The organism is Streptomyces sp. NBC_01334, assembly GCF_035983595.1.
In the GTDB taxonomy this organism is placed as follows: domain Bacteria; phylum Actinomycetota; class Actinomycetes; order Streptomycetales; family Streptomycetaceae; genus Streptomyces; species Streptomyces coriariae.
Window position 1 is genome coordinate 434,380 of sequence record NZ_CP130718.1, and the last position, 21,058, is coordinate 455,437.

General features: G+C 68.2%; 16 protein-coding genes and 2 pseudogenes. 10 read left to right on the forward strand and 8 right to left on the reverse strand.

The window, feature by feature from the left end; translation table 11 throughout:
• The first annotated feature begins 451 nt into the window (after nucleotides 1-451).
• From OG736_RS01995 to OG736_RS02015, 5 genes and pseudogenes are all read left to right on the forward strand, one after another.
• Nucleotides 452-4,645, forward strand: a complete 4,194-nt coding sequence (locus OG736_RS01995; RefSeq protein WP_327180822.1) for an FG-GAP-like repeat-containing protein — start codon at nucleotides 452-454, stop codon at nucleotides 4,643-4,645.
• Between the two features lie 111 nt (nucleotides 4,646-4,756).
• Nucleotides 4,757-6,508 carry a D-glucuronyl C5-epimerase family protein gene (locus OG736_RS02000; protein WP_327180823.1) on the forward strand — a complete coding sequence of 584 codons (1,752 nt, stop codon included), beginning with the start codon at nucleotides 4,757-4,759 and terminating at the stop codon, nucleotides 6,506-6,508.
• 599 nt (nucleotides 6,509-7,107) lie between these two features.
• Nucleotides 7,108-7,659 carry a hypothetical protein gene (locus OG736_RS02005; RefSeq protein WP_327180824.1) on the forward strand — a complete coding sequence of 184 codons (552 nt, stop codon included), beginning with the start codon at nucleotides 7,108-7,110 and terminating at the stop codon, nucleotides 7,657-7,659.
• Between the two features lie 178 nt (nucleotides 7,660-7,837).
• Nucleotides 7,838-8,380, forward strand: a complete 543-nt coding sequence (locus OG736_RS02010) for an EF-Tu C-terminal domain-related protein (RefSeq protein WP_327180825.1) — start codon at nucleotides 7,838-7,840, stop codon at nucleotides 8,378-8,380.
• 47 nt (nucleotides 8,381-8,427) lie between these two features.
• Nucleotides 8,428-8,796 (forward strand): annotated as a pseudogene (locus OG736_RS02015) (IS5/IS1182 family transposase); the annotation flags it as partial.
• Nucleotides 8,797-8,811: 15 nt separating this feature from the next.
• Here the strand turns inward: OG736_RS02015 and OG736_RS02020 are convergent.
• From OG736_RS02020 to OG736_RS47210, 3 genes and pseudogenes are all read right to left on the reverse strand, one after another.
• The gene (locus OG736_RS02020; RefSeq protein WP_327180826.1) at nucleotides 8,812-9,213 is read right to left on the reverse strand and encodes a DUF6896 domain-containing protein; all 402 of its coding nucleotides are present in this window, start codon (nucleotides 9,211-9,213) and stop codon (nucleotides 8,812-8,814) included.
• Nucleotides 9,214-10,030: 817 nt separating this feature from the next.
• Nucleotides 10,031-10,363: a hypothetical protein gene (locus OG736_RS02025; protein ID WP_327180827.1), complete on the reverse strand. Its 333-nt coding sequence runs from the start codon at nucleotides 10,361-10,363 to the stop codon at nucleotides 10,031-10,033.
• Between the two features lie 59 nt (nucleotides 10,364-10,422).
• Nucleotides 10,423-10,784: pseudogene (locus OG736_RS47210) on the reverse strand (transposase); the annotation flags it as partial.
• Between the two features lie 177 nt (nucleotides 10,785-10,961).
• Here OG736_RS47210 and OG736_RS02030 point away from each other — a divergent pair.
• Nucleotides 10,962-12,035 (forward strand): NAD(P)H-dependent amine dehydrogenase family protein, encoded by a 1,074-nt coding sequence (locus tag OG736_RS02030; RefSeq protein ID WP_327180828.1) that lies wholly within the window; start codon nucleotides 10,962-10,964, stop codon nucleotides 12,033-12,035.
• A gap of 91 nt (nucleotides 12,036-12,126) precedes the next feature.
• Entirely contained in the window at nucleotides 12,127-12,606 is a 480-nt protein-coding gene (locus OG736_RS02035) for a carboxymuconolactone decarboxylase family protein (RefSeq protein ID WP_314220776.1), read from the forward strand.
• A gap of 145 nt (nucleotides 12,607-12,751) precedes the next feature.
• Here the strand turns inward: OG736_RS02035 and OG736_RS02040 are convergent, their stop codons facing one another.
• The 4 genes from OG736_RS02040 to OG736_RS02055 form a co-directional block, all read right to left on the reverse strand.
• The gene (locus OG736_RS02040) at nucleotides 12,752-14,395 is read right to left on the reverse strand and encodes a GMC oxidoreductase (RefSeq protein WP_327180829.1); all 1,644 of its coding nucleotides are present in this window, start codon (nucleotides 14,393-14,395) and stop codon (nucleotides 12,752-12,754) included.
• 481 nt (nucleotides 14,396-14,876) lie between these two features.
• Nucleotides 14,877-15,497 (reverse strand): hypothetical protein, encoded by a 621-nt coding sequence (locus OG736_RS02045; RefSeq protein ID WP_327180830.1) that lies wholly within the window; start codon nucleotides 15,495-15,497, stop codon nucleotides 14,877-14,879.
• A 325-nt stretch (nucleotides 15,498-15,822) separates the two neighbouring features.
• A complete protein-coding gene (locus OG736_RS02050) occupies nucleotides 15,823-16,491 on the reverse strand; it encodes a peptidase E (protein ID WP_327180831.1) in 669 nt (222 codons plus the stop codon).
• 67 nt (nucleotides 16,492-16,558) lie between these two features.
• Nucleotides 16,559-17,215 (reverse strand): S1 family peptidase, encoded by a 657-nt coding sequence (locus tag OG736_RS02055; protein ID WP_327180832.1) that lies wholly within the window; start codon nucleotides 17,213-17,215, stop codon nucleotides 16,559-16,561.
• A gap of 706 nt (nucleotides 17,216-17,921) precedes the next feature.
• Between OG736_RS02055 and OG736_RS02060 the strand changes: the two genes are divergently transcribed.
• Complete coding sequence (locus OG736_RS02060) at nucleotides 17,922-18,755, forward strand: SAM-dependent methyltransferase (RefSeq protein WP_327180833.1); 834 nt, start codon at nucleotides 17,922-17,924, stop codon at nucleotides 18,753-18,755.
• 279 nt (nucleotides 18,756-19,034) lie between these two features.
• Here the strand turns inward: OG736_RS02060 and OG736_RS02065 are convergent, their stop codons facing one another.
• Nucleotides 19,035-19,352 carry a UBP-type zinc finger domain-containing protein gene (locus OG736_RS02065; RefSeq protein ID WP_327180834.1) on the reverse strand — a complete coding sequence of 106 codons (318 nt, stop codon included), beginning with the start codon at nucleotides 19,350-19,352 and terminating at the stop codon, nucleotides 19,035-19,037.
• 266 nt (nucleotides 19,353-19,618) lie between these two features.
• On the opposite strand from OG736_RS02065, the gene OG736_RS02070 reads away from it, so the two are divergent.
• Together OG736_RS02070 and OG736_RS02075 are read left to right on the forward strand one after the other, a co-directional pair.
• On the forward strand, nucleotides 19,619-20,533 hold the full coding sequence (locus OG736_RS02070; protein WP_327180835.1) for a terpene synthase family protein: 915 nt from the start codon (nucleotides 19,619-19,621) through the stop codon (nucleotides 20,531-20,533).
• Nucleotides 20,534-20,746: 213 nt separating this feature from the next.
• The gene (locus tag OG736_RS02075) at nucleotides 20,747-21,055 is read left to right on the forward strand and encodes a TetR/AcrR family transcriptional regulator C-terminal domain-containing protein (protein ID WP_327180836.1); all 309 of its coding nucleotides are present in this window, start codon (nucleotides 20,747-20,749) and stop codon (nucleotides 21,053-21,055) included.
• The last annotated feature ends 3 nt before the right edge of the window (nucleotides 21,056-21,058 follow it).

Sequence of the window (21,058 nt, forward strand, 5' to 3'; positions counted from 1 at the left end):
AGATGCGGCTGCGCGGGCGACTATCGCAGAGCGGGGGAGCCACCGGACAGTGATCGATTCCGACAAATCTTCACAATCAGAAGCCAAGGAATTGTAAAGCTTGCTGCTCGTCTCGGACATGCCAGGCATCTCGCTATCAATCGGCTCTGCCACAGGCGCCCAAAAGCCTGTCCACTGGAGCGCCGATCGACATAACTGATCATGTTCGAACAGACCTGGGGGGTACCTGAAGGTGAGATCCACCCTGCGCAGAAGCGTGCTGAGTACGGCACTGGTTGCCGCGCTCAGCACGCTGTCGCTGTCTGGCGTGGCGACGTCCGCCCACGCCGATGCAATATCTGAGGCAACTTCGCCGAAGTTGCCGCTGGACGAGGCACGGGCCTCGAGAAAAGCGCAGTCCACCGGCAAGGCGGTGACTGTGGCAGCCGCCACCACGCCGACAGAGTCGAAAGTGGCTAATCCGGACGGCACCTTCACTCTGACCCAGTCGGTCGCACCGGTACGCAAGTACGTTTCCGGCTCCTGGAAGAAGCTGGATGCCACGCTGGTCCAGCGCTCCGGCGGCACTGTCACCCCGGCGCTCACTACCACGGGCCTGATCCTGTCCGGGGGCGGGGACGGTCCGCTTGCGGTGATGAAGGACCACAGCCGATCTCTCTCGCTGACGACGCCGGCCTCGCTCGGCCCGCTGCCCGCCCCGACTCTGGACGGTTCCAGCGCGACCTACCCCAATGTGCTGGACGGGGTCGACCTGAAGGTCACCGCCGATGCCCAGGGCGGCTTTTCCGAGGTCCTCGTCGTCAAGAACGCCGAAGCGGCCGCCGACCCGGCCCTGGACACACTGGTCTTTCCCACCCAAACCAAGAACGTGACGCTCGCCGTGGACAAGGCGGGCAACATCGCAGCCCGGGACACCACGCATCGCACGGTGTTCTCCGCGCCGGCCCCGACAATGTGGGACTCCGCCACGACCAAGGCGGCGAGCCCGAGCTCGCTGTCTGCCAGCAGGTCGACAGCCTCGGACACCGATGAGCCGGCCGCGGGTGCGCACATCGCGCCGGTCGCCGCCTCCTACGCCTCGGGGAACATCCGGCTTATCCCCGACGCGGGCCTGCTGTCTGCCTCCTCCACGGTATATCCCGTCTACATCGACCCCACCTACAGTGCCGCGGGCGGCACGGTGAGCAGCTGGACCTGGGTCAACTCCGCCGCCCCCAACACCAGCTTCTGGAAGGACACCAGCTCCACCGGCATGCACGTGGGCTACCAGGGCTGGCAGACCCCCTACCACGACTCACGGGCGTACGCGAAGTTCACGGTGGACAGTCGGCTCTTCGGAGCCACCGTCATCGACTCCCACTTCTACGCCACGGAAACCTACGCTCCCTCGTGCACCGCGACCGAGGTACAGCTGTGGCGGACCGGCCCGATCAGCTCCAGCACGACCTGGGCCAACAAGCCGGCCCGGACTACTCAGTGGGGCTCGAAAACCGTGGCCTACGGCTACGACCCTTCCTGCCCCGCGCAGTCCCTCGGCTTCGACATCACCTCCCACATGCAAGATGTCGCCGACGACGGCAGTTTGAGCAGCCTGACGCTGGGTCTGCAGGCCCCCGACGACGATCCGTCGAACAAGTACAGCTGGAAAAAGTTCGACCACGCCACCCTCTCGATGTCCACCACTTACGACCACCGGCCCAACAAGCCTTCGGTGCTGGTCACATCGCCGGCTACCACCTGCACGAGCACCGTCAAGACCATCGGCGATGGCGACGTGACCCTCTATGCGAAGGTCTCCGACCCCGACGGCGGCACGCTGTCCAACACCTTCAACATCACCAAGACGAGCGGTGGCGCGCAGATCGCCAAGCCCACCGTGTCCGCGGCATCGGGGAAGAACGCCGTCTATATCCTGAAGAAGTCTGTGCTGGAGGCCGCGGCGGGCGGCGCGCCGCTGGGCGTGACGTGGAACGTCACCTCCTCGGACGGCACCTACGCCTCCACCGTCTCGGCGACCTGCAAGTTCCAGTTCGATGCCAGCCGGCCCGGCGCTCCGACCATCGCCGACGCCTCCGCATACGAGTGCGGTGACGACGCCAGCCCGGCCTCCTACCAGGTCGGCGTCCCTGCCGGTTTCACCGTGGCGCCCAACGCCGCCGGCGGGACCACCGCCAGCTACCTCTACCAGCTCAACGGCACCACCCCGGTCTCCCTGGTCAGCACCGGATCCAGCACAGCCGTCAGCATCACCCCCACCAGGGGCACCAACGTGCTGACCGTCACGGCGGTCTCGGTCGGCGGCAACATCGGCGACACCGCAGACTGCATTCTCATCGCCGCCCCCGCGGCCACCGCCATCGACGGCGACCTGACCGGCGACGGCACCCCCGACCTCACCGCGGTAGGCGCGCAGGCAGGTTTGTCCAGCGGGCTGTGGCTGGCCCACGGCACGGCCGACGGACAGCTCACCACCAGCGCCACCAACTTGGGCGTCCAGGGCACCGGAGTCAATTCCGCAGGTTCACCGGCGGACTGGAACGGCACCCAGACCATCACCGGCCACTTCAACAGCGGAGCCGGCTTCAACGACGTCTTGGACTACAACCCCACGACGGGCCGCGGCGTCGTCGTGTTCGGTAGTGGTGACGGCTCAACACTGCACCCCACCAGCGGCGACAGCATCGCGGTCAACGGCACTGTCTTCACCGATGGCAGTGGCATTACCGGTGCCGTCGGCAACAAGGCCACCAGCATCGCCAGCGGGGGCAACCTGTACCACACCGTCAACGGGGAGGACCTTACCGGCTACCCTGACCTGCTCCTGATCGTGGGCGGACAGCTGTTGGACGAGCCCGGCAACCCCGCCCCCGGAGCCTTCGGCGGCGTTGACAACGCGGTACAGCTGAGCGGCACCAACCCCACCGGCACCGGCGACTGGACCGGCTGGAGCATCACCAGCAGCCTCATCGACGGGCTGCCCGCACTGTTCGCCCGCCACAACAGCACCGGCGCGCTGTACTACTACACCCCGCAACAACTAAAGGACCTCGCGGGCGGCAGCCAGGTGGCCCCGTTGCTGGTCGCCAGCAGCGGCTACAGCTCCGCAGCCCTGCCGGTCCTGCAGGCCGCCGACCTCAATGATGACGGCACCCCGGACCTGCGGACCGTCTCTTCCAACGGCGCGAGCACCGCGCGGATCTTCAACGCGGCCGCTGGGACCCTGACCGCGCAGACGGCGCAAACCCTGGTCGCCCCAGGCCACGCCTGGCCGCTCGGCGACGACACAGAGGGCAGCGCGGCCAGCGCCGCCGACACCTCCGCCGGGCTGAACCTCACCGGCAGTGGCGTCGGCGCCACCTGGGACACCGACGACGACGTCTTCTCCCCCAACCTGGCCCTGAACGGCACCACCACCGGCGCGATGACTTCGAACGCAGCGCTGTCACTGTCGAGTCCCCTCACCGTGTCGGCATGGGTCAAGCCGACAGCTGTGGGCGGGGTCATCGCCTCCCAGGACGGCGTGCACAACTCCGGGTTCCTCCTCTATCCCCAGTCCAACCGGGAATGGGCGTTCTGCCTGGCCACCGGGGACGCCACACGCGGCTACGACTGCACAGCCGGCGGCAGCGCCATCATCGGCCAGTGGACCCACCTGACCGCCACCTACGACCCGGCGACCAAGGCCACCACGCTGTACATGGACGACCGCCCGGTGGCCCGCGGCTCCCACACCGCCATCTCCGGCTTCACCGGCAAGTTCACCCTGGGCAACAGCCTCAACAACGACGCACGCGCCTCGTACTTCAAGGGCAACATCTCCGACGTACAGGTCTGGAACGGGGCCGTACTCACCGCCACCCAGGTCGGCACCATGGCCAACATCACCCTGGCCAAGGCCCCCTACAGCTTCGCCGACGTCGCCGACTACAACCGCGACGGCAACCCCGACCTGGTCGCCACCGATGCCACCGGCAGCCTGTGGCTCTACCCCGCCAACGGCAACGGCGGCTGGTCCAGCGCCGCCACATACATCGGCTCCGGCCTTTCCACCTACACCTTCGCCGGAATCGGCGACTTCAACAACGACACCTACCCCGACACCGTCGCCATGGCCCCCGGCGGCACCCTGCGCCTGTTCCCCGGCGACGTCGGGCAAGACCTGCTCACTCCGGTCAGCAACTTCCCCAGCGGCTGGAACGGCTATACCTTCGCCGGCGTCGCCGACTTCAACCGTGACGGCAAAGCCGACCTGATCGGCCGTCACCCCGACGGCAGCCTGAACCTGTTTCCCGGCACCGGCACGGGCGCCAACCTGGGAACGGCCGTACAGATCGGTACCGGCTGGAACCCCTACACCTTCGCCGGCGTCGCCGACCTCAACGCCGACACCTACCCCGACGTCATCGTCCGAGACGACGCCACCGGCATCCTGTGGCTCTACCCCGGCAACGGCAGCAACGGCTTCGGCGCCCGCAGCCAACTCGGCACCGGCTGGAACCCGTACACCTTCGCCGGCATCGGCGACTACAACAGCGACGGCAACCCCGACGTCATCGTCCGAGACGACACCACCCGCATCCTGTGGGTCTACCCCCGCACCGCCACCGCTTTCAGCACCCGCCAGCAGATCGGCAACGGCTGGTAGGCAAGTCCTCGATCTCTCCGGGGCCGCCGGCGCTGCACCCCAGCGCCCCCGCGGCGGCCCCGGAGCTCCCCGCGCCTTCGGTAATCCCCCCTTCTCTCATGGGAGTTGTACGTGTCAGATCAACGACGCACCGACGTCGGCCGCCGCCAGTTCATACGCCTCACCGGCGGCAGCGCGCTCGGCGCGCTCGCCGTAGGAGGCAGCGCAACGGCCGCGTCTGCCGACATCCTCGCCGCCCCCACGCCGAATCCGTCCCCTGGGATCCCCATGTCCCAGGTGCTCAGCCTGCCGCGCACCCCTGCACCGACAACCACGCTGGGTCCCGCGCCGGAGCAGATCACCAGCGGCACGATCACGCCCCCGAACAGACGGATCCCCTACACCGGTGGCACCGTCGACCCGCAGACGGCCGCGGACGACGTGCCCACCACGCTTCCGTTCGAGTTCGCCACCGCCGGCTACACCATCGTCGATGTGCCCGAGGAGCTGCGCCCGTGGCGCAACCGGCCGGTCGCCAAGGGCGACACCGGCGCCTACGTAGACGCCCAGGGCGTCCGCATGTTCTACAACGACCCCGACGTCTTCATCAACGGCGACGGCAAGCTCTACGACCAACCCGTCACGCAGATCCAGTACGGCCTGGGCTGCCTCGCCTCCTACCGCACCACCGGTGACACGTGGTTCCTCACCCGTGCCAAGGCTCACGCCCAGCGCCAGATCGACCGGCGGGTCGAGACCCGCGGCGCGTGGTACTTCCCCTACCCCTTCAACTACACCCACAACGAGCACGGCGGGCTCGTCTACACCGCTCCCTGGTACTCCGGCATGGCCCAGGGCGAGGCGATATCCCTGTTCATCCAGCTCGCCCAGCTCCCCGACGCCGACGTCACCGAGGAAGAACGCACCCAGTACCTGGCCGCGGCCGACGGCGCGTTCGCCTCACTGCTGCGCGCCGACGACGCCAAACCGTGGGTGGTCAACAAGGACAGCGCGGGCTATTTCTGGATCCAGGAATACCCCATCGACGCGCCGGGCACGTCGGACTACACCTTCAACGGCATGATCTTCGCCCTGTTCGGTGTGTGGGACTACTACCAGCACACCCACAACGAACTCGCGCTCAAGCTGTGGGACGGCGGCCTGACCACGATCGCCAACTACTACCCGCGGCTGCGCAACACCCGCTGGCTCTCCTTCTACTGCAACACCCACCGCATCGCCCCGCTCTCCTACCACCACCATCACCTCGACCTGTTCATGCAGCTGCAGTGGTTCTCCGGCCACTACTCCTTCGCCCGCGACATGGACCAGCTACTGGACGACTACCCCTACCCCGGCCTGGTCTCCACCGACCTGCCCAGCGGCGGCACCGTCGCCTTCGCCGCCGGCACCTACACCTTCTACCAGTACGCCACCACCGCCACCGGCGCCTACGACCCCGCCAAGGACGACGCCCAGACCGCCACCCAGCAGGTCACCTTCACCCGCGACACCTCCGCCCCCGCCACCATGCGGCGCCGCATCCACGGCCGCGGCGTCTACTACCGCATCAGCGCCGGCGCCTATGCCGGCTGGTGGGTCGGCGAAAACTACACCACCGCCTTCCTGCGCGGCCAGTGGTGGACCAAGACCTACCTCCCCGCCCGCACCCTCACCTTCCCCGCCAACACCCCCGTCGACGTCTACAAATACGGCACCGACGGCGCCGTCGGCACCACCAAGACAGTCCAGTGGGACCACACCTCCAACGCCCCCTTCGACCAGCGCGCCGTCATCAACGGCCGCAACATGCTCCGCATCAGCGCCGGCACACTCACCGGCTACTGGGTATGGCACAACAACGTCACCACCGACGGCCTCTGACAGCTGTCGAAACGCCAGTACCCGGCATCCGCCGGGTACTGGCGATACCCAAGCCACACACCCAGGTAGCCGGGCCTCTCACAGAGCTGCTCGAATGGTCGTGGACCTCTGACCTAACGGTCTTTTCGTCCGCCTTGCACCGGTCAGCCTCGCCCCACGCACGTCAGCGTTGCCGGGGCAGATGGGGCAATGTGCAGGCCGTAGAGGCTGTCGACCAGCCGACGGCACCAAGCTGCCGTCCCGGCGGGTGCCGAACGGAGAGCCTGAACTACTCCAGCTCTCGCCGCGCTGCTCCGCCGCCGCCACGATCTCCAAGTGCTGCCTTTGGCAGCCTTCGGCCAGCGCCGCACAGCTCAGGGAAGAAGGCCGAGCGGGTGTCGTGGCGCTCAAGCAGGTCTGCGGTATCGAACACAGCCAGCGGTGGCCGACCTCGACGGCACGCCGCACCTCCAGGCGGCCGCTGCTGACGGCGGCTTGGACGAGCCCGGCGTGCAGAACGGCGAGGCGCTGCAGACACCTCAGGGTCCTCACTCGTCAAGTTGTGGCCGAAAGCCCGCTGTGTAACCTGTCGATCTGCTCGAACGGGATAAGGGTGGGACGTGAAGACGTTGGTCGATGAGGCCGTCGCGGAGGCGCTTCGTGACGGTGACGGCGAGGCAATTCGCCTGTATGTCTCCGCCTGCACCGAACGCATGGCGCCACTGTTCGTGGGCCTGCGGGCGGGCGCGCCGGGGCGGGAAGCAGACTTGGACTTCTATGCGGAGTCCGTGCGCGATCTCTGGCATGCCGACCGGCCGCTCGCCGACGCCGCCGAGCGCGTGCGCGTGGTGGAGCGGTTCCCGGAGCTACAGCCGGACGAGGAGGGGATCACTGATGTCGCCGACACCTACGCCTTCTTCGCTGTCCTCTGCCTGCGGTATGCCCTGCTAGCCCACGGCTCGGGAAGCGCTGATGACGCGGTGTCCTGCGGCCATGCGGCGCTCACCTCGATGGGGATGCTGGACCAGAATGTGGTGGGTGCCAGCCTTCTCGCCGAGGAACAACGGCTCCAGTCCATCTCGCTGAGCGGTGACGCTTCAGGCCTGTGGAACGCGAGCGTCACGGCGGGGCGGGAGAGGTTCCGTGCTGTGCTGGGCCGCCTGCCCGGCTAGAGCGTGTCCGGTAGGTTGCAGTCTGGCTGCGTCGCAGCCCCTCGGCTGTACGGGTAGTACGCGTTGCACCCCTCAGCCCGTGGTAGTCGCTGCGTGTGCAGTCACGTAGGGGCCACGGAGAACCGTGGGTGGATCTATAGGTCAGTCAGTGGTGAATGCGGTGGAGATGCCATTCTTGATGTCTGTCGAGGATGTCTTTTGCCTGCAACAGGGCAGGATGGTCATGCTGACGGGCCGGATCGAGCGTGGGCGGGTACGCAAGGGTGACGAGGTGGAGATCGTCGGCCTGAGGGGCGGCGCGACCGCCCGTGTGGCGGACATCGACGCGAGTCACGTACGTATCGACGAGGCCGGTGCGGACAGGAATGTGGGGGTGCTGCTGCGGGGCATAGCAGCGGTTGCCGTTGAACGGGGCCACGTGCTTGCGGCACCCGGCTCGATCAGCGCCCACGCCCGCTTCGCTGCGGACATCATCCTGCTGTCCGAGGAACAGGGCGGCGCGGACGTAGTGTCCGGCGATCGCCTTCGCTTCCACACCCGCAGCGCCGCAGTGTGGGGCACTGTCACGCTTCACGGGGTGGATGTGGTGCGGCCCCTTCACGGGGCCGAAGTGACAGTCGCCCTCGAAGAACCCGTTGCCCTGGAGGAAGCCCAGCCTTTCGCATTCCGTCAGCGCGGGCGTGCCGCTGGCTCCGGCACCGTGACTCGACTCCCGCGCTGAGCTTCACAAACGAAGCCAGAGCCGGATCGCTGCAAGGGTGACCACGCTCGCCCGTCGACCGTGCCCGCCTCGGCTCCAAGCACCACCTGATCATCGACCGTCACGGGACCCCGCTCGCCGTCACGCACCGGCGGCAACCGGCACGACGTCACCCTGCCCCTGCCCCTGCCCCTGCCCCTGCCCCTGCTGGACGCCACCGCCGCCTGCTGTGGAAGCGCGGCATCAAACCCATGACCGCCCGACGCGGCGTCGCCCACTGCTCCGGAGTGGGCAGAGTGTGCTGGGTGGTCGAGCACGCCTTCGCCTGGCTGCACCAGTTCAAACGGCTCCCCACCCGCTACGAACGACGCGCAGATCTCCACCGGGGCCTGCTCGAACCGGCCTGCGGCCTCAGATGCCTTCGCCGTCTCCGAAACCTCACCCTGAGACGATCACTTGGCTACGCTGAACCACCCCGGCCGCACCTCGTTCAAAGGCGGTTGCAGCGACTGCACTGCGGACCACATCTCCTGCTCCGTGACGTCAAGAAGCTCCGGCAGACTCAGCCCATACCCGCGCAGCCGCCACAGGTCGAAGACTTCTCTTCCGTCGACTGCGAAGTCCACATCGACTTCAATGCCGTTGTCGCTGACGAAGCGGCACCCTGCCCCATGGACCTTGTAGAAGTAGCTGCCGATGTGACCACTGCGACTGATCCGGCGCGAACGGACCAGGCCGACGACGTCCACCAGCCGCTCAAGCGAGGGAATCGCCATCCTCATGGCCTCGTCAATCGCGTTCAGAGCCCGGACGTAACCGAGCACGAGGTCTCGCGCAGCCCCAACCCGTTCCATACGGCCTCATCCCCCTGGGCCCGTGACTGAAGGGATTGTCCCATGGGCCTCCAGCACCTGCGTAGGACGGCATTGCGAAACGATCAGTTAGGCAGGCAGCTGGTCCAGCACGTGAACCAGGACTCGGGCAGGGCATCGCGCACCCGCCTGACCTCGGCCAAGGTGGGCACCTCGGCCTCTACCGACACCTCGGACTAGGGCTGGGCGCCGAAGGCCACCATCTGGTAGGCGACACGCAACGCTGCAGCGCGATCGGGCGTGCGGAAGACGGGGCAAGCGACGTCGTTGGACACGGGCAGACTGTGCCACGAATTTCAGCGCTGTCCGGCGCCGGGAGCAGCTGCCCGTCGTGACACCGCCGCCACGGAACCTACAGCGCCCGGTGGGCCGAAATACCCTTTGAGAGTCTGAGCGTCGCCGAAAGCAATGCTGTCCATGGACGGCACCACACCCGGGGGTACAGGTCTGTGGTCCCGCGCTTCCTTCGCACGTTGCGCCGGACCGCACTCAGCGTCCGCACCCGCCGGTCTTCGTTCTGGGCTCTAGCGGCTCGCTGCGGTCCAGGCCACGGTTATGCTCCCCTGGTGCTGGCCCGGCGGACGTGGGCGTTGGTACTCGTGGAGCGGGCACTGCCGTCTACCGAATTCGAGAGTCCTCAATGAGGAGCTGATCGCGTCCAGGCCGCGGTTGGAGGAACAACTCCCCGTCAACGTGGTGAGAAACCCGATCACGCCCCTTGTTCTCTTCTCCCCATTCGCCACTACCGTGGCCACCGCCCTGGTGTCCATCGGCGGCTGACCAAAGGCGGGGCAGCGCTTCAGGCGCCTGGTGGGGTGGTCTCGTCATCGATGACGGGTGTGACTTGGGCAGTCCAGGAGCACGGTTCCCTGGGTGGATCCCAAGTCACTTCGACATCCGTTTCATGGAATTCGCGCCCGAGTCGCACCACCATGGCGGCCGCAGCGATCTGCGCGTCGTGGGGGTCGGTGTTGAGGGGCACGTCGAGGCGTCCGCACAGCATTCCGCCTTCCGAAGTGAGGACGCTGTGGCGCCAGCCCTCCGGCGCCGCCAGCAGAATGATGCCCGTCGGCATGCCGAAGGAAGGCCGCTTCTTCCCCTTCTTTGGTCTCACCATGGAGCTATCCAACATCGTCGGCTTCTTGGTGATGAGGTGGGGTGGAGGGTCAGGTGCTGCGGCGAGGTTCGGGAGACGAACTCGCCGCCGTGCTTGGGCGGCCGACCGCCCTTGGAGTCGTGGATTCGCGGCGGTGTCGGCTTGTGCATCACGCAGTCAGAACGAGGACGGCCGAGGATCTCGACCGGCAGCCCCGCCGGCAGGCGGGCTATTCGAGGGACGTCGTATCCGGCCTCCAGCACGACCAGGACCGTTCCCCCAGCTGCCACTGACCGGCGCCGACGAGCCGCTCGACGACCTCGCGGAGCTGCTCCGTGATCACCGCCGCGACGTCGGTGCCAGGCTCTCAACGAACCGCGTCCAGCAGCGCCGTCCCGGAGGTGGGGCCGCTCTCCCGTGCTGCCACGACCGAATACGGCCGGCCGGGCACCAGCTGTGCCGTCTGTGCAGCCGCGGCGATGAACGACGGGCCTCCCCTGTGTCAAGGTGCCGTACGGGGAAGACGGCGTCGGGCGGGTGCAGCGAATGGCTTTCGTTCATGGTCACGAAGCACGCCGTGGAGGTCGGTGCAAGGGTATGGAAACTGACGGCTCGTCAGATTACGCTCCCGCGTATGATTTCCACGGTGGTCTGGGGTACCGGCAACGTCGGCCGTGCGGCGATCCGTGCGGTCGAGGCGCATCCGGCGCTCGATCTCGCGGCCGTGCTCGTCCACAACCCCGAGAAGGTCGGGCGCGACGCGGGCGAACTCGGCGCTCTCGGTAGGGGCCTGGGCATCTCGGCGACCGACGACATCGACGCCGTGCTGAACGAGGGCCCCAGGGCGGTGGTGTACGCGGCGTCGGGCGACATCCGGCCCGACGAGGCGCTGGCCGACATCGGCGCCGCGATCCGGGCGGGTGCCGTGGTCGTCACTCCGGCGCTGTACCCGCTCTACGACCAGCGCAACGCCCCGCCCGAGTTCCGGGACCCGGTGCTCGCCGCGATAGCCGACGGCGGAGGGTCGTTGTTCGTGTCCGGCGTCGACCCGGGCTGGGGCAATGACGTACTGCCCCTGCTGATGAGCGGCCTGGGCACGGTCGTCGACGCCGTCCGCTGCCAGGAGATCTTCGACTACTCCACGTACGAGCAGGAGGAGTCGGTGAGGTATCTGGTCGGGATGGGCCAGCCGATGGACTACGAGCCGCTGATGCTCGCCCCGTCGATCCCGACCATGGTGTGGGGCGGGCAGATCCGACTGATGGCCAGGGCCCTCGGTGTCGAACTCGACGAGATCCGCGAGACCTTGCAGCGCCGCCCGCTCGACGCGACGGTGAGCACCCGGACCATGGGCGAGTTCGACGCAGGCACCCAGGGCGCCGTGCGGTTCGAGGTGCAGGGCTTCGTGAAGGGGGAACCCCGCCTCGTCATCGAGCACATCACCCGGATCCACCCGTCCTGCGCCCCGGATTGGCCGTCACCACCCAGCGGCGACGGGGCGCACCGAGTGATCATCGAGGGCCGTCCTCGCATCGAGGTCACCGTCGAGGCGACCGACGAGGGCGAGAACCGGTCGGCGGGCGGGAACGCCACCGCGGTCGGCCGACTGGTCGGCGCGATCGACTGGCTCGTGGACGCGGAGCCCGGACTGTACGACGCGCTCGACGTCCCGCTGCGGCCGGCGGTGGGAAGGCTCGGCGGGAAGTGACGCCGACGCCCCCTTCCGTATCCCTCCGACACCACGAGGACGCGCCTCCTGTCGCCGGCCGGGGCCGGGGGCGAACACGAAGGAGTCCCGGATGAACGTCGACATCCCCGAAGGCAAGAACCCGATCGAGTACGTGTGGGGCGACATGGTCCCCGGCATCGGGCTCGCCGCCGCGAACTTCTCGCTGTCCGTCTACGCCCATACGACCCTGGGACTGCGCGAGTTCGAGGCGGCGCGGCTCCGGATCGCGCAGATCAACGGCTGTCTCTTCTGCCTCGACTGGCGGACCGAGCGGGACGGGCAGAAGGTCGAGGAGGAGTTCGCCGACGCGGTGGCCGAGTGGCGTACGACCGACGCCTTCGACGAGCGCACCCGCCTGGCCGCCGAGTACGCGGAGAGGTACGCCCTGGATCACCACGGCCTCGACGATGAGTTCTGGGACCGGATGACCGCGCACTACAGCCAGACCGAGATCGTGGAACTGACCATGAGCCTCGGCTCGTGGCTGGCGTTCGGGCGGCTCAACCGTGTGCTGGGGCTCGACGCCATGTGTGTGCTGCCGGGGCACTGAGCCGGTCCGGGGCCGTCCGGCGAGTCCGGGCGGCCCTGGTTTCGTTCCTTGCTCAGTCCCCTGTCGTTCCTCGCTCGTTCCCCCTCTCCTCCCTCTCTCGGGACGGGGTCCGTTCAGTTCCGGACAGCACGTGCTCGGGTCACCGCTACAGGTCCGCGGCGATGATCGCTTCTATGTTTCGTTCGGCGAGTGCCGTGATGGTGACGAACGGATTGACGCTGGTGTTGCCCGGGACGAGGGCGCCGTCGATGACGTACAGGCCCGGATGTCCGTGCAGGCGGCCGTAGTTGTCCGTCGCCTTGTTGAGCACGGCGCCACCGAGGGGGTGGTACGTGAGGTGGTCGCCCCAGATCTTGTAGGCGCCGAAGAGGTCGGTGCGGTAGATCGTCCCCTCCTTGGCGTTGATCTTGTCGAAGATCGTCTTGGCCATGTCGATGGACGGCTGCTTCCAGGCGGTCTGCCAGTTGAGGTCGACCGTTCCCGCCGTCGCGTTCCACGAGAACTGGGCACGGTTGGGGTTCTTGGTGATCGACAGGTAGAACGAGGCGTAGGTCTCGATGCCGGTGGGCAGTGGGGCCACCTCGGCGAACGCGCCGCCCGCGGCCCAGTTGTCGATGCCGGAGCACGGGATGGACGACTGAAGGGCGCCGGTGGGGTCCCACAGGTGGTTGGCGCGGCCGCACATCACATTGCCGTTGTCGCCCCAGCCCTTGCCCACCTCGCTGTTGAGGCCCGGCAGCGCGCCGGTCGCCTTGAGCTTGACCAGGAGCTTGCTGGTGCCGACGCTGCCGGCCGCGAAGAACACCCGGTCCGCGGTGACGGTCTTGGTCGCGGTGGTGTTGCCGCTGGTGTCGAGTCGGTCGATGACGACCGTGTAGCCGCCTGCTGTTGCCGGGGCGACCGAAGTGACCTTGTGCAGGGGGGAGATGGAGACCCGTCCGGTCGCCTTCGCCTGGGCGAGGTAGGTCTTCTGCAGGGACTTCTTGCCATAGTTGTTGCCATAGAGGATCTCGCCCGCGAGCGCGGACTTGGGTACGGTCCCGGCGGCCTCCTGCTCCATGTAGTCCCAGTCGTACACGTCGGGCACGAAGACGAACGGGAAGCCCGAACGCTGGGCGTGCTTACGGCCGACCCGCGCGTACTGGTAGCAGGCGGCGGTCTCGAACCACGTCGGGTCGACCGTGGCGACGCCGAGACCCGCGTTGGCGCGCGGGTAGTAGACGGAGTACATCTCGTCGGCGTCGACCGACGGCAGGACGGCGCCGAAGTTCTCCCGCCTGGGAGTGACCGCCATGCCTCCGTTGACCAGTGAACCGCCACCGACGCCCCGGCCCTGGTAGACGATGATGCCGCCCATCTCCTCGGCGTCCAGCACTCCGGTGTAGCGCGGGACGTCCTTGTCGATGGGGAAGCCGAGGAAGTTGCTGAGCGGCTGTTTCGTCCTGGTGCGCAGCCAGAAGGACCGGTAGTCGGGACTCGTCGTGTTGGCGAAGATCTTGCCGTCCGACCCGGGAGTGTCCCAGGCCATGCCCATCTCGATCATGTGGACGTCGACACCCGCCTGGGCCAGGCGCAGAGCGGCCACGGAGCCGCCGTATCCGGTGCCGATCACGAGGACGGGAACGTGCGCGCCCGGTTCGATCACCGCGGTTGCGGCTGTGGTGGCGGCGTGGGCCGGGACTACCTGCCCGGCGAGCGCGGCCGACCCGAGAAGAGAACCGGTTCCAGTGATGAATCTTCGACGGGATACGCCTCGCAGGCGCCTCCCACGTGGGGAATCGTCGTTCATGCGCGGCTCCTCACTCTCCATAGAGTGAGACGGGTTCTACTGATACCCACATGAGAAGTCACGCCATACCCTGAGGTAACTTTCAAAAGATCACATATTGGGCATCTTATGGATCGACAGGTTCCAGATCAGCGCCCCCCGCGGCACCGCCGGCCCGTCCCCGGACACCGCCGCCCAGGGCCTGGCTCGTACCTGCTCGTGAACTGGGGTGAGCCATAAGCACTTCTGCCCGACTCGCGTGGCCGTCGCAGCGCACTGCTGTGCTCGTAGGACCCGGTGGGCGGATCGGCCGGCCGATGTAGCGCATCTCAGCTGCGGCTCCAGCGGGCATCGACCGCGCGATTCGCTGTCGGGCGGCTTCGAAACTGTCGTCAGCGTCGGCAGTGCCCCGCGCGAACCGTCGACCCCTCATGCTCCGCACAGGTCCGACGCAGGGCGTTGCCCGGCTCGTCAGCCGTTGGGGATCTTGTGGCTGTCGGCATCATCGGCCGAATGTCTCGGCCAGTCGCACCTTGTAGCCGTCCTCCTCCATGAGGACGACGGTGACGCCGAAGGGGTTCGGGTGGTCCAACTCCAGAGGAATGAAGGAGTACGAGACGGCGGCCTGGACAGGCGCCACCAGTTCGCCGCCGGGCTGGGGCGCGGGGGCCGGCAACCACTCGGGGACCACCGAGGCCGTGCCGTCGGGGCCGCGGGCCACGACGTTCTCGGTGTAGGGGAACTGGTGCAGCACGTGTCCACCGCGGCCGGCCTGGACCAGGTTCAGGCAGGGAACCGGGCCGGCGGCGGGCAGGCCGCAGGCGGTGGCAACGTCGGCGGTCTCCCAGGCGAGCACGATCTCGTCCGCGCCGGCCGCGGCCGCGATGGTGGACAGTTGCGCGATGCCGGTGAGGGCGTCCTCGCTCGTCGTGAACGGGCGTGCCCAGACCATTCCGACCAGTTCGCCGCCCACAAGCGGCATGATGACCGGCCGGGGCGCAGCGCCCTGTTCCAGGCCCGCGGTGCATGCGTTCTTCACCGAGTCGACCAGCGCGTCCCAGATCTGCCCGTCCATGAAGTCCCTTTCGACACCGGCCGTCTTCGTGACGTCCGACCTTGTCACGCAGACGCCCGACCCGCCAAAGCGCCGGTCCTTCAACCGCGATCGGGAGCCCGGGGACGCGTGCGGATCCGCTGCCGGAAGGTGTGAAGTGGGGCCCGCGCCGGACCGCGACGGTGGCTGCCGGTCGCGGACGCTCCCGGCAGGTCCGGCGACGGGAACACACGGCCTACGCCAACGTGTGCTCCCGTTCTGCAGTCGACCACCGGGCCGGGCCGCGATGGTGGGCCAAGGCCAGGACAGGGCCGTGCTGGAATGTCCCGCGCGCCGGGCAGGGCGGGTCAGCGCAGTCCGGCGAAGAGGTCGTTCTCGGGTACGGCCGCGCGCGTCACGGATGGAACCGCCACCGGCCTTCGGAAAGGACATCCACCTTGCCGTCCCTGACGCGAACGGCCGTCTCGTCGTCGATGAAGTAGATCGGGAAGTCCGCCCGCGCGGCGATGCGATCGGCCCAGGCGTCGTCCCGCTCGGGAAAATCCGGCGAGTACAGGTGGGGCTTGAGATACCAGTCGAAGAGGCCGAACGGCGGCTCCACGGTCGTCGCACCGAGCACGTGGAGGTCCGTCGTGTCCCCGATGACGTCGGCGGAGTGTCCGGTGAGATTACGGCTGAAGATCATTGATCCGGCGCTGACCCCCACATAGACCCGGTTCTCCAGCGCCTCCAGGAAGCCGTCGGCCAGGCCGTTGCCGGTGATGCTGCGCGCGAGGTGGTAGTGACTGCCGCCCTCGACATAGATGACGTCGGCGTGGAGCAGCCGGTCGAGCACCATCTGCCGGGGCAGGCCGTTCAGCTCCAGGACGTCGAACTCCCGCCAGCCGAGACCGTGCAGCCGGTTCATGTCCTCGACGACCCACCCGTGGTCGCCGGGCTCGGCGACCGACGCCGTGGGAACGAACACGACGTTCGCCGATTCGAACGGCTTTCCCAGCATGTCCCGCAGCGCATCCCGCAGTGTCTCGTTGCGCAGGCCACTCGCCGTCAGCAGAAGGTTCATCGGGCGAGCCAAGCACGGCTGACGGGTGCGCGCAACGAACCCAGGGCCGTGGGCGGGCGGGGGATGGTCAGTACAGAGACAGGCCGAAGACCGAGAGGACCTCCGCGACGGGCTGGTAGTAGGTGACGCCACCGGACGCGCAGTTGCCCGAGGAGCCCACCGCGAACCCGAGGGCGATCGACCCGGAGTAGGCCGGCGCCCCGGTGTCGCCCGGTTCCGAGCACGCGGTGGAGCGGAACAGACCGTGGACCGCGCCCTCGGCGTGGTTGATCGTGGCGTTGACCGCGGTCACCCTCCCGCAGTGGACGCCGCTGGTCCGTCCGACGTGGCAGACGGACTGCCCGATCGCCGGGTTCACGGCCCCGGTCACGTCCTGGTAGACGCCCCCGCCCAGCGCGATGTCACCGGGGAGGACCAGCGCGCTCGTGGTGTAGCGGACCACGCCGTAGTCGTCGATCGGGTAGGAGGCGCCCGCGGTGACGCCGACCGGCAGGGTGTGGGCCGCGTCCGCGTACCAGGTGGTGGTGTGGGTGCCGGAACAGTGGCCGACCATGACGGCGTAGCGATTGGTCCCGCTCACCGCGTTGAAGCCGACGACACACTGGGCGCCGGTGGCCGCGTACAGCAGGGTGCCCCCGCGGATCGTGGGCACCTGGACGGCGGTGGCGCCCGTACCGGTGCCGAACAGCAGGGCGACCACCGCCGTCACAACCGTGGTGAACATTGTCAGGCGGGTGTGCGGACGTCTCACGGCCCCTCCAGGGGAGTCGGTCGTCTCGAACCGGGCAGTGTCTCCATCGTGCGGGAGGCGGAGTCCGCGGCGACAGACGCGGTCCGGCCGTACCGCAATCCTCACCGGCCGTCCTCACCGCCGTCCGGTCCGATCCGACCGCTTTCGTCGAGCAGGAGCCGATCGGCACGGGGGCTCACCACCGGGACCGGGCCACCGAGGACAAGATGCCAAGGTCCCGGCGTTCGCAATGGAGCGTCGACCGCCCCGTGCCACACCGATCGGCTCCAGCCGCCGGGAGTTCCGGTCAGTTCGGACGGCGGCTCCGGAGCTCTTCCTCGAACTCCACGATGTCGGCGATCCGGGCATCGATGACCTCGCCGGTGTAACCGGGACTTGGGAAAGGGGCGTCCCGGCGGTCCTCCACGCGAGGGGCGAAGGGTGACAGCCGTCATCAGGACGGAGAGGCTCCGACACCCGGCCCCATAGCGAACTGACAGCGGTCGGCGACGAGCATCTGACAACTACGCACGCCAACTCACCCTGGAACTGGCCGAAGACCGCCTGCTCATCACCGGCCAGGTCTCGCCGGGTGGTCAAGGTCCGTTCCACACCGAATCCAGGCATCCGTGCCCTCACGCCGCTCCAACCTGCTGGACGGCCCCAAAACAAGGGTGCGCAGGCGACGTTGCGGGGAAGAATGGCCGCCATGACGTACGAAGGCTCCTCCATCGATCCGGCCAAGCCCAGCATCGCCCGCGTCTACGACTATCTGCTCGGCGGCAAGGACAACTACGCCGTGGACCGTGAGATCGGTGACGTGTTCAAGCGCGACCTGCCCGGTTCGGTGGCCATCGCCTTCGCCAATCGCGCGGCCCTGACCCGGGCGGTCAGGGAGATCGCGACGACCACCGGCATCCGGCAGTTCATCGACCTGGGCAGTGGCCTGCCGACCGCGGACAACGTCCACCAGGTCGCGCAGCGGCACGCTCCCGAGTCGCGGGTCGTCTACGTCGACATCGACCTCCAAGTGCTGGTCCACGGCCGCGCACTGCTGGAGAACAACGACCGGACCCGCGTCGTCGCGGTCGATGTGCGCAATCCCGAAGGCATCCGCACTCACCCCGACACCCTGGAGATCATCGACTTCACTCGTCCCGTCGCGGTCATCCTCAGCGCCGTCCTCCACCACGTCAACGATGACGAGGACCCGGCCGGTATCGTCCGCTACTGGCGCGACCACGTCCCCTCCGGAAGCTGTTTCTTCATCAGCCACTTCCGCTCCGGCAACAACCCGGAGACCGCGCAGGCCGAGAAGGTTCTCCAGCAGACGTTCGGCCGCGGCCGGTGGCGCACCGACGAGGAAATCGCCTCCCTGCTGGACGGTCTGGAGATCCTCGAGCCCGGGATCGTCCCCGCGTCCCTGTGGCGTCCCGACGAGACCGCCAACCCGTGGAACAGCGGCGAACGACGAGAGCTCACGGTCTGGGAACACCTCATCGCCGCCGGACTGGCCCGGAAAGCCTGGACCTGATCCTCGGATGGCGATCGTCGGGCGGTTGCGCCTCTGGTCTTCAGGTCGCCTGGGTGGCGAACCGCCTCGGCATCGACGCGGGCAAGTGAGCGTGGCTCCGCGGCCCCGGCCCCGCGGGGAAGGGGGCGGGCACCCGGTGGGTCGCACACGGCAGAGGCGGTTCGACGCGGGCGCGCCCTGTGCGCCGGTCGCCGCTTCGGGTGGCCCTCGGAGCGCGTGGGCGCAGGCCGAACACGAACGCCCCCGGTCGACGGGCGCGGCAATCCGGGCAATGGATGCTCAGCCGTCGTCACGCGGCTGGAGGTACACCTCATCGACAAAGCACCAGGCCCACTCGTCGCCGTCCTCGGTGGAGCGCATCAGCGGGTGTCCGCTGGACTCGAAGTGAGCAGTGGCATGGCCGTGGCGCGAGCTGTCGCAACAGCCCACGTGGCCGCAGGCGAGGCACACCCGCAGGGCGACCCAGTCGTGGCCGAGAGCTGCGCACTGCCGGCATGTGTCGCTCTGCGGTGCGTGCTCGGATTCAGGTGTTTCGATGTGTGCGCATCCACGACCCTCGGGCCGGCCACCATCCGGACGCAGGGTCCACCCGGCCATGAAGACTCCTCCTTCGCCGAATTTCGCTCACTGCTGCCGCTGCCAACACTTCGACCGCTCCCCGGCTGTCGGATGCGGGACGCTCAAGAAGGTGTGGGCGACGGGGCGACGACGTCGTGCGTGGCCCGGGTCCGACCGGGCGGGCCGGGTCGGTCCGCGCTCTGAGACCAGGAGGACGGATGCCGCAGGACGTACAGTTCGATCTCCCTTTTGCTCCTTCTCTGAGTGCGGGGCTCGAAGGGTCACGGTTACGCAATCTCGACTGGGTGCGGCACACGGGCCTGGTCCGGGAGGGCAGGTCGCTGGACTGGTACGCGTCGTGGGACATGCCGCGGCTCGCTGCCTACGGATTCCCCTACGCGCAGGGGCCGGCGCTTGATCTGTGTACGGACGCGATGGCGTTCTTCTTCGTGTTCGACGACCAGTTCGACGGTCCGCTCGGACCGGATCCCGCCCGCTCGGCGGCGGTGTGCCGGCAACTGATCGGCATCGTCCACGGCTGCGCTCCCGGGACGGATGCGTGCTCGGTGGCGTTCGCGGACATCCGGGCTCGCAGCACCGACGGCGCGCATCCGGCCTGGGCGGCACGTACGGCGCACGAGTGGGAGTACTACTTCGCCGCCCAGGCCCACGAAGCGATCAACCGGCTGCGCGGCACACCCGGCGACGTGGAGAGCTACCTCCAGGTCCGCCGGGGCGTCGCCGGGACCGATCTGCCCCTGTCGCTGGGCGAGCGGGCCGCAGGGCTGACCGTGCCTGCCGCCGCCTTCCACAGCCCGCAGCTGCGCATCATGCGCCAGGCCGCCGTCGACATCACCCTGATGTGCAACGACGTGTACTCCCTGGAGAAGGAGGAGGCGCGCGGCGACATGGACAACCTCGTCCTCGTCGTCGAGCAGGCCCGGCACTGCACCCGGGAGGAGGCCATCACCGCGGCCCGCCGGGAAGTGGAGGACCGCTGCCTGCGCTTTCAGGAACTGGCTCTCCAGGTGCCGGCCATGTGCCTGCAGTTGGGGCTCACCGCGCAAGAACGGGCCGCCGTGGACAGCTGTATCGCGGTGATGACCTCATGGATCAGCGGTTACCAAGCCTGGCAGACGCAGACCGCGCGCTACACCAGCGCTCCGCATGTACTCCCCAGCCAGAGCCCTGGATACTTCGACAGGGTGCTGCCGACGTAGTCCGGTACCCGTTGCCCGATGCCAGTGCGAACTCCGGCTGCAAGCAGGGCTGATGCATACGGTTCCCGACCGAGGCGGCGCTCTTCGACGCGATCGTCACCGCGTCCTGGCCAGGCGGGAGAGTCGGACGAGGAAGCCCCGCCGCCGGGCGACCCCCGGGCCGGCCTCGCCCTGATCGGCCGGCGCTGTGTGGCTCTCCCCGACCGCGCGGACATGGCCGACCTGTTCCGGATCGTCATCGCCGAGCTGTCGCGCTTCCTGGCAACTGGCCGAGTCGCAGTTCCACCGCGGAAAGATGTCCTACTTAGATCCGGTACGCGCTGTCTGGACGTGGAGCGTGGCGCCGGCACGGTCGTCCTGGACGATCCCGAGCCGGCAGCGGCCCAGTTCCTCGGCATGATCGCCGACTACGTGTTCCGGCCCCGGATGCCCCTGCCGCACCGGGCCCCGGACGATGCGGCCGTCCGGCATGTCGTGGACGAGGCCGTCCTGATGACGGCGGCCAGGTACGCCACGGCCTGAGAG